This window comes from Ferroacidibacillus organovorans (assembly GCF_001516615.1).
Lineage (GTDB): Bacteria > Bacillota > Bacilli > Alicyclobacillales > SLC66 > Ferroacidibacillus > Ferroacidibacillus ferrooxidans_B.
Genome location: NZ_LPVJ01000003.1, coordinates 49,569 through 56,398, shown reverse-complemented (window position 1 = coordinate 56,398; position 6,830 = coordinate 49,569). Strand labels below are relative to the sequence as shown.

Annotated in this window: 7 protein-coding genes; 6 read left to right on the top strand and 1 reads right to left on the bottom strand. The window is 49.6% G+C overall.

Features of this window, described 5'->3' with window-relative positions; all coding sequences use genetic code 11:
• The 3 genes from ATW55_RS01430 to ATW55_RS01420 all read left to right on the top strand — a co-directional run.
• On the top strand, positions 1-625 hold a 625-nt coding region (locus ATW55_RS01430; protein WP_153004969.1), incomplete at its 5' end, for an HAD-IC family P-type ATPase.
• A 101-nt stretch (positions 626-726) separates the two neighbouring features.
• Positions 727-933 (top strand): heavy-metal-associated domain-containing protein, encoded by a 207-nt coding sequence (locus ATW55_RS01425; RefSeq protein ID WP_067711302.1) that lies wholly within the window; start codon positions 727-729, stop codon positions 931-933.
• A 147-nt stretch (positions 934-1,080) separates the two neighbouring features.
• Positions 1,081-1,296 carry a hypothetical protein gene (locus tag ATW55_RS01420; RefSeq protein ID WP_067711300.1) on the top strand — a complete coding sequence of 72 codons (216 nt, stop codon included), beginning with the start codon at positions 1,081-1,083 and terminating at the stop codon, positions 1,294-1,296.
• A 10-nt stretch (positions 1,297-1,306) separates the two neighbouring features.
• On the opposite strand, the gene tnpA is transcribed toward ATW55_RS01420, so the two are convergent.
• Entirely contained in the window at positions 1,307-1,627 is a 321-nt protein-coding gene (gene tnpA, locus ATW55_RS01415) for an IS66 family insertion sequence element accessory protein TnpA (protein WP_067711298.1), read from the bottom strand.
• 137 nt (positions 1,628-1,764) lie between these two features.
• On the opposite strand from tnpA, the gene ATW55_RS01410 reads away from it, so the two are divergent.
• The 3 genes from ATW55_RS01410 to ATW55_RS01400 are packed head-to-tail and all read left to right on the top strand — an operon-like array spanning position 1,765 to position 6,826.
• A complete protein-coding gene (locus ATW55_RS01410; RefSeq protein ID WP_067711296.1) occupies positions 1,765-2,439 on the top strand; it encodes a hypothetical protein in 675 nt (224 codons plus the stop codon).
• Complete coding sequence (locus ATW55_RS01405; protein ID WP_067711293.1) at positions 2,436-3,701, top strand: restriction endonuclease subunit S; 1,266 nt, start codon at positions 2,436-2,438, stop codon at positions 3,699-3,701. Before ATW55_RS01410 ends, ATW55_RS01405 begins: the two co-directional genes overlap by 4 nt.
• Complete coding sequence (locus ATW55_RS01400) at positions 3,698-6,826, top strand: type I restriction endonuclease subunit R (RefSeq protein WP_067711291.1); 3,129 nt, start codon at positions 3,698-3,700, stop codon at positions 6,824-6,826. Before ATW55_RS01405 ends, ATW55_RS01400 begins: the two co-directional genes overlap by 4 nt.
• Positions 6,827-6,830: the final 4 nt, after the last annotated feature.

Genomic DNA, 6,830 nt, shown 5'->3' with positions numbered 1-6,830 from the left:
GGTAGGCTTTGAGGAGATGGGCAAGACGGCGATGTGGGTGGCGCGCGATCGTGAACTGCTCGGGATCATCGCGGTGGCGGATGGGGTCAGAGAGACGTCGCGGCAGGCGATCGCAGAGATGACTTCGCTCGGGCTTTCGGTGTACATGCTGACGGGAGATAACCACAAGACAGCACAGGCGATCGCCCAATCGGTGGGGATTGCGGCAGAGCGCGTTTTTGCGGAGGTGCTGCCTGAGCAAAAGGCGGAGATGGTCAAAAAGCTGCAAAGAGAAGGAAACGTGGTCGGCATGGTGGGGGATGGGATCAACGACGCCCCGGCGCTTGCCACTGCAGAGATCGGTTTTGCCATCGGATCGGGCACGGACGTAGCGATAGAGACGGCGGACATCGCGCTTTTGCGCGGGGATCTTTTGAGCGTAGTCACTGCGATCCGTCTCTCGAAGGCGACCATAAAAAAAATTCGGCAAAACCTGTTCTGGGCGTTTGGTTACAATTCACTCGGTGTCCCGCTGGCCGCACTCGGGTTCATCAGCCCGGTGATTGCCGGCGCCGCGATGGCGCTCAGTTCGGTGAGTGTTGTGAGCAACTCTCTGTTGTTGCGGCGTTTTCGCTCGACAGTGTGAGTTATGGCAGCGCGTTCGTAATGCGAATTCGGTGGCCAGCGTATTCTCGTGATGCCATCGGGTGTGCGCACAGGAAAACCATTTGAAGGGAGGTGAGGGAGATGGCGGTGGCAACGATTGAGGTGCAGGGGATGACCTGTCAGGGGTGTGTCAAATCGGTCACGAAGGCGCTGCAGGCGGTTGACGGGGTGACGTCGGCGGACGTGAGTCTTGAGAAAAACCAGGCGACGGTGACCTATGAAGAAGGCAAGGCAACGGTTTCGGATTTGAAGCTGGCGATTGAAGATGCCGGATATGATGTGGCGTAAGTGCAGTTTAAAACCGGAGTGGGCGTGCAGGTTCTCACGAATCTGTGCGCTCACGTTTTTTATGTCTGCCGATCCTGATTGTCTGATAAACGAGACGTAGTTTTACGATTGCGTTGTGTGGCACGAAAAGGGAGCGGAGGCAAGCCTATGAGCATTTTGAACCGGATTCGCACCATTTTGGCGGGCGAACGATATTGCTCTGATGAGCACTTGGAAGGTTATCTGGAGCAGTATCATTTTAGTGAAGTCAACAAACTCGTAATTCTGGACAAAATGATAAAAAAGGAAGAAGGAATCCAGATGCGAGTGTACGACAAAGAATTCAAAGAAGAAGCATTAAAATTGTCGTCGTGTCCCGCATAACTGCTATCGATCATGGCTGTGAGAGCACACGCACGACGTCGACTAGCAATTGGCGATTAAAACCCGGCTTGACTTCAAGCGTGAACTCACCGAAACGAAGCAGTAATCCATCTTCGGCAGGCTGAGGGCTTTCGTCGATCTGTACAGGGATCCAGGCAGGAGAGGGTTTCGATGAAGTCGGCTTTTCATACTGTTGAATCCAGTACCCTAATTGGTGGGTTTTGAGCTGATGTTCTGCGCACCATGCAGCGGCGGTCATGCCGCTGGCACGAAAATCGCGAACGCGATCTTTCCATAGAACTCGTAACGTTTGTTTCTCCTCTTGCGTCACAGATGATCGCCTCCACATGGAATTCATGAGGCAATTATCTCAAGAGATCGCACGCATCGATAGGTGGGTCTGGTTTTACGCTTACCGCTGAAAAAATAGAAGCACTCGAGGCGCAGATCAGTCAGGCTCAAAGTGAGTTGGAGGAAGCCGTTGAAACCGCCCAGGACGTCATCGAGTATGAGACCGATGAGGATGAGAAAGTGACGGCAGCCGTGATCAAGAAGGCTCTGAAAGACTTGATTAACGATCTGAAAGGCAATACCAGTGACTCGGCTCGGCGAGAACTGAAAAACCTTCAAGTTCAAGAGAAACAGATTACAGCACTTGAGACGCGAATTAAGACCAGTAAGACTGCTCTCAAAGCACTTGTCGATGAACTGGGTCTGAAGATCCAACTGAAACGTCTTGGTGGAGAAGGATTTAAGGCAGAGAGTCAGGAATTGATTCGGCAAGTGGAAGGACAACTGGCGAGCCTTGATCCCCATAACAAAGACGATAAGAAAAAAATATCTGCACTGAATAAAGATAAATCGGCCTTGGACGCTCGCTTGAGTAGGACCGACCATATCTTGAATTCCATAGGGGGCGCATTGACCGAAGAAGAGGCACGGCAACTCATTTTACAGAAATTGTACGACGTAGCTCATGACGAGTTAAACCGTTACCTGAATGCTGAGAAACGCGGATTGATTCAAATTGCAGAGAATCTATGGGACAAATATGCAGTCTCCAGTCGTGAGATGGAACATGAGAGAAGTGAGACGTTGGCTGTGCTGGATGGGTTCTTGAGGGGGGTGGGGTACTTAGCATGAATGCTGTCGACGGCTGGATTTCAGATGGTTTAGGCAAAGTTGCGTCAGTTACGATGGGGCAGTCTCCTGACTCGAAGTTTTATTCTGAGGAGCCGACTGGATTACCTTTTCTTCAGGGCTGTTCCGAATTCCGAGCTAGAACGCCTAATCCGGTTTTATACTGTTCACAGGTAAAGAAAGTTGCGGAAGCAGGGTCAATTCTTTTCAGTGTTAGAGCGCCGGTTGGGAAAATCAACATCGCAAATAAGGAATACATAATAGGACGTGGTCTAGCAGCAATATTAGCAACTGGAATAGACCCGGGTTACTTGGAACACTTCCTGACGTATTGTGAACCAAAGTTTCGAAATGCCTCTCAGGGTTCAACGTTTGAGGCGATTAACTCGGTTGAACTAAACAACTGGAAATTACGCTTTCCTATCTCAAGATCCGAACAAACTAAAATCGCCGAGATTCTTTCCACTGTGGATCGAGCTATTGAACAGACTGAAGCATTGATCGCGAAACAACAGCGTATAAAGACGGGACTGATGCACGACCTTCTCACTCGCGGCATCGACGAACAAGGGAATCTGCGTTCGGAGGAGACCCATCAATTCAAGGATTCTCCATTGGGAAGGATTCCGGTGGAGTGGAACGCGGAGCCATTGTCTTCTATCGTTGATTTGCAGGTAGGTTATGCCTTTAAGAGTTCATGGTTTTCTGAAGACGGTATTCGTTTGCTGCGTGGAGAGAATGTAGGCAATGGTAGGTCTGATTGGAAGGATCGCAAATACCTCCCTGATTCAATTGCAAGCAAGTTCCTCGATTATGAGCTTGCCGCAGGTGATTTGATAATCGGGATGGATCGAACATTTACAAAGCAAGGGTTCAAGGTTAGCTTGCTTAGAGAAGAGGATATTCCAAGTCTTTTAGTGCAGCGAGTGGGGAGGTTTCGTCCATTGTCCGTCTCTGTCGGATTCATGCGGTTGTTGATTCAATCACCTGCTTATCGACGTGAGTTATTGCTTCAGCAAAAGGGTATGGACATCCCGCATTTGTCAAAAAGTGAGATTCTATCGCCGATAGTCCCAATTCCTCAATCAATAAATGAGATGAACGAGATTTCATCCCGAATGCAGACGTTTGAGAGAGCAGAGCAGGGTAACAGCGATCAACTGCAAAAGCTATACTCCCTGAAAACTGCACTGATGCAAGACTTGATGACAGGTAAAAAACGTGTCACTGCACTGCTCAACGAAACGGAGGTGATGAATGGATGACTCAGGACAAAACACCTCCACACATCAGAATGGACGAGCGAAACCACGTCGAGAAACCTCTGTTGGAGCAGCTTTTGGAGTTGGATTGGGAAATTATCAATCTTGATAAGAGTCAGCAACCAGCGGATAGTTACCGCGAGAGTTTTACCGAGGTGGTTTTGTTACCTGTTCTCCGTGAACGGCTCCAAGCCATCAATCCCTGGTTGGAAGACGATCAGGTGGAAGAAGTCGTCAAACAATTGACTGCGAGCTTCCCTAGTTCGGATCTAATCCAGAACAACCGTCACGTGTTTCACTTTCTGCTGGAAAATACCAGCGTCAGTGAGAATTGTCAGACCGGTGAAAAGAGCCCAACGGTTCGTTTCGTTGATTTTACGCACAGGGACAACAATCGGTTTATCGCTGTTTGTCAGTTCAAAGTGCGCATTCTCGGCACGGAGCATCACATCATCCCCGATATCGTTCTATTTCTCAATGGCTTACCCATCGGTGTGATTGAATGTAAGTCGCCCAAGGTGAAAGATGCGATCCCGGAGGCCATTGATCAACTACTCCGATACAGCGAACAGCGTGGGACAAAAGGGGAAGGCAGTGCACCGCTGTTTTATTACAACCAGCTTGTCATCGTCACCTGCCGCAACGAGGCAAAGTTCGGGACGATTACGACTCATAGCGAAAAACACTTCTACCGTTGGGCCGATCCGTATCCGCGCACGATCGATGACCTTGAGCATGGCAGCAGCGGCCCGAATGACCAGCAGCGCCTGGTTGCTGGTATGTTGGACCATGACAATCTTCTGGATTTGATTCGCACATTTACGCTTTTCTCCACCAACGACAAAGGGGAAACGATTAAAGTTGTCGGTCGGTACCAGCAGTTCCGAGCCGTTAAGCTAGCCGTCAAGCGTCTCTTGGAAGGTAGAAACCCTCGTGAGCGAAGCGGCATCATATGGCACACGCAAGGATCTGGAAAGTCATTGACTATGATGTTCATGGTCCGCGAGATGTATCTCCATGCACAGCTGTGCCAGTGGAAAGTGGTTTTTGTAACCGATCGTACGCAGTTGGAGGATCAGTTGAGTGAAACCAGTCGGAATATTGGCTTTACCGTCAAGATAGCGGACAGCATCAAGCGACTCAAGGAACTATTGCGATCAGACTCCTCCGATCTTGTTATGGCTATGATTCACAAGTTTCGCGAAGAGGATTTAACGGAGACATTCCCAGAGTTGAATGCAAGTCCACACATCTTGGTCATGACTGACGAGGCGCATCGCTCTCAATACAAACGGCTCGGGGCAAACCTTGATAAAGGCATTCCCTATGCGTCCCGAATTGGCTATACGGGCACGCCCATTGACAAGACTGAGCGGGTATTCGGGGACTATATTGACAAATACACCATGCGTCAGGCGATTGAGGATGGTGTCACTCTAGAAATCGTCTATGAGGGTCGAACGCACAATGCGGAAGTCGCGGATCAACCCGGTATGGACACCGCATTTGAAGATGTATTTAGTGAGTACAACCTCAAAGAACGCATGCAAATTCTCGGGTTTGGGTCTCGGGATGCCTACTTAGAGGCTGAACCCACCATTGCAGCGAAGGCGAAAGACATGGTGAAACACTACCTGACGCACGTCTTTCCAAATGGCTATAAGGCGCAAGTGGTCGCCACGTCACGTGAAGCGGCTGTGCGGTACAAGAGTCATATTGATCAAGCGTTGTCGGAACAATTGGCTGAGTTGGAACTGCGTAACCCAAGAAAGCTTGACCTGGATCAACTCAGGAAGCTGAAGACGGACGTCATCATTTCTGGCAATCACAACGACCTGCCACATCTCAAACCCTACACAGACAGTTCGAAACACGAGGCGAGTATCAAGAGTTTCAAAATGGCCTTTGGCGCCGAGGATGATGGTGTCAAGGGTGATCTTGGCATTGTGATCGTCAACAACATGCTCTTGACAGGCTTCGACGCCCCGGTTGAGCAGGTCATGTATCTTGATAAAGTGATCATTGCGCATAATCTCTTACAGGCGATTGCTCGCGTTAACCGCGTCAGCGGATCCGACAAGGATAAGGGGTTTGTGGTGGACTATGTCGGAATTGGCCACCATTTGAAAAAAGCGATTGACGCCTATGATGAGCGGGAACAAAAAGAGATCACCCATGCCATCAGTTTTCCAGAAGAGGAGCTGCGCGAACTGATCGCCAGTCATGCAGCCATCATGGAACTTCTAAAGAAACACGGGTTGACCGATTTGACGGATCATGATGCGTTCTTTGATCTGTTTTACGATGAGGACCTGCGTTTTGATTTTATGATGGCCTTTAAAAAGTTCACCCAGTGTATGAACTTGGTGTATCCAGCCCGCCAGGCGCTCGATTATGAAGCGGACTATTTGGCGCTCACAGAAATTAACGTGCTAGCTGGCAAGCACTTTCGAGACGAGCGCCTTAGTATGAAAGGCATTCCTTCGAAGCTTCGAGGCATTGCGGACGCATATCTTGCGTCCAAGGGCATCGAAGTCAAGGTGGAGCCGATTTCCATCTTGGATGAAGATTTTCAAAAACAGGTTGGGAAGCGCAAACGAACGAAAACGAAAGCGGCCGAAGTAGAGCACGCGATTCGACATCATCTCGATGTGGAACTCGAAGATGACCCGGACCTTCAAGCATCCTTTGCAGCCGCCCTGTCAGCCATATTCGAGGAATTTCGCAACAACTGGGCGCAGATCTATGAGGAGTTAGAAAAACTTCGCGAACGCATTATGAACGTCCAGAAAGAGCCGACGTACGGGCTACACCGGAAGAAGCAGATGCCATTTTTCCGAAGTCTAAAACGCGAGGTGTTTGACGAGAAGGATCTCAATGACGATGAGATTGCGTTGCTCGTAAACCTGACGCAACAAATTTTTTTGGTCGTGGAGCGGGAGCTTCGGTTAACCGGATTTTGGGAGAGCATTCCGGCTCGTAACAAGCTGAGGGCAGACCTTCAATCCGTCCTGCTTTCATCCGACTTCTTGGCGTTGCCAGACCTGATTCGAAATAGAGCCCACATCATCAGCCGGATCATGGAAATTGCCGAGAAGAACCATGATATGATTCTCTACGCGGAGTGATGGA